The following is a 1,624-nucleotide window of genomic DNA, read 5'->3' as shown; positions in this document are numbered from 1 at the left end:
TCATGGCTCTGTCTTGTGAATCTTGATTTTTGCCTATGTATCGTAGTGAAATGCTCTGACTTGAATGGTTCAGTAGATCCATTATTAAGGCAACATCCTTGGTTTGCTCATACATAAATAAACCAAAGGTCTTTCTCATCGAGTGAGTCGCTATGTTTTCCAGACCGACTTCTTCAGCAGCTCTCTTGATAATCTTATAAGCTGTGTTAGGTTTTATGTGCTGATGCTTTCCGTTTCGACTTGGAAAGAGGAAGTCTTCATCTTTCTTGTCTTTGATGTACTGTCGCATAGCATTCTTGAATTTCTTTGGCATCTTTCTTTTGGTTGGTTTGTCTGTCTTTTCATCGACAATTTGGACATGCCAGCCTTTAACATGCTTTACTTTCAGTTTAACAATATCACCTATCCGAAAGCCCAGATTAACACCAGACAAGAAGAGCATGAGGTTACGTTGCCTATCCGACTCTTTGACTGCGCTATGCAACGTAAGCCATTCAATCATAAGCTGAACATCATCTCTATTTCTGATTGGTTCAACAACTACCACATATCCTCACCTCCTTTTTACTGCACAAAAAAAGCAGAGGTTTCCTCTCTGCTATTCTTCATGATACTAATTTACCACATTAAAATTATCATTTGCTATCATTCTTATCATACATTTTAGATAATTTTAGTAACGCTTTATGTTTTGCTCGCTGGATGGTTGCAGGACTACAATTTAGTTTGATTTGAACCTCTTTCCAAGAAAGGCCATCAATATACAGTAATCGCATCACGATGTTTTCCACTGGATCATCGAGCGACTCAATCGCTTGAACGAGTTCGTCACGTTCGTGGTACATTTGTTTGATTTCTCTATATAGCTGTTCTGATTTGTCAATGATCAACACATTCAATTCTTCAGTTTGATTCTTGTTACTTTTTGATTTTGGCATACTGTCGAATTGCTGCCCTCGTAAAATGCCTGACTTCAAACTGATGATTTCTTGGTGCTTTGACTTCGCTTTGATATCGATATAAGGCAAAGCCTTCAGTCTTTTTCTAATATCTATCGCCAAACCTTACCTCCTGATGTATTTTTACGCAATTGATAATATTTTATTCATGATTAGTAATCACGCCACCAGCTCCATTGACAGTAACCCAGCCATGCTTTTCTCTGGCTTCTGCCTCTTTCATACGGATAAGGTTGTCTGTGATTGAGTCTGACTTAGCTTTGTTAGCTTTGGCTTCTCCTTCTGCTTTGATGATACCAGCATCCGCTTCAGCTTGTGCTTGGACCTTCTTAGTATCGGCTTCGACCTTAGCTTTTTCCTGTTCCTGTCTAGCTGTGTCGATTTCCTTCTGTTTGACAGATTCAGATTTGATTGCTGCTTCAATCTCATCTCCTGCATCTTGATCAGTTATTGTGAATGAAACAAATTCAAGATCATAAGATTCAAATTTTTCTTTTAGCGCCTTATCAATCGCCTCATAGACTTCTGTTCGCTTATTCCCAAGAATGTCATAGATGTCATAATTCCCAGTAACCGACTCGATAGCACGCTGAACTGCTGGAACAATTACGCTCTCATTAACATTCTCCAACTTCGTATAGTTTGAAAATATCGTCATAGCCTTT

Annotated in this window: 3 protein-coding genes; all 3 read right to left on the bottom strand. The window is 38.7% G+C overall.

The features are described from left to right. A partial coding sequence (locus tag HMPREF2805_RS00395; RefSeq protein ID WP_075230974.1) for a tyrosine-type recombinase/integrase occupies positions 1-547 on the bottom strand: 547 nt, incomplete at its 3' end. Between the two features lie 88 nt (positions 548-635). Then, positions 636-1,061 (bottom strand): DUF1492 domain-containing protein, encoded by a 426-nt coding sequence (locus HMPREF2805_RS00390; protein WP_075230973.1) that lies wholly within the window; start codon positions 1,059-1,061, stop codon positions 636-638. 40 nt (positions 1,062-1,101) lie between these two features. Continuing rightward, the coding region (locus tag HMPREF2805_RS00385) for an SPFH domain-containing protein (RefSeq protein ID WP_261676109.1) at positions 1,102-1,624 on the bottom strand (523 nt) is incomplete at its 5' end.

It is taken from the genome of Streptococcus sp. HMSC034E03, from assembly GCF_001811505.1.
In the GTDB taxonomy this organism is placed as follows: domain Bacteria; phylum Bacillota; class Bacilli; order Lactobacillales; family Streptococcaceae; genus Streptococcus.
This window is presented reverse-complemented; position numbering and strand designations above follow the sequence as displayed.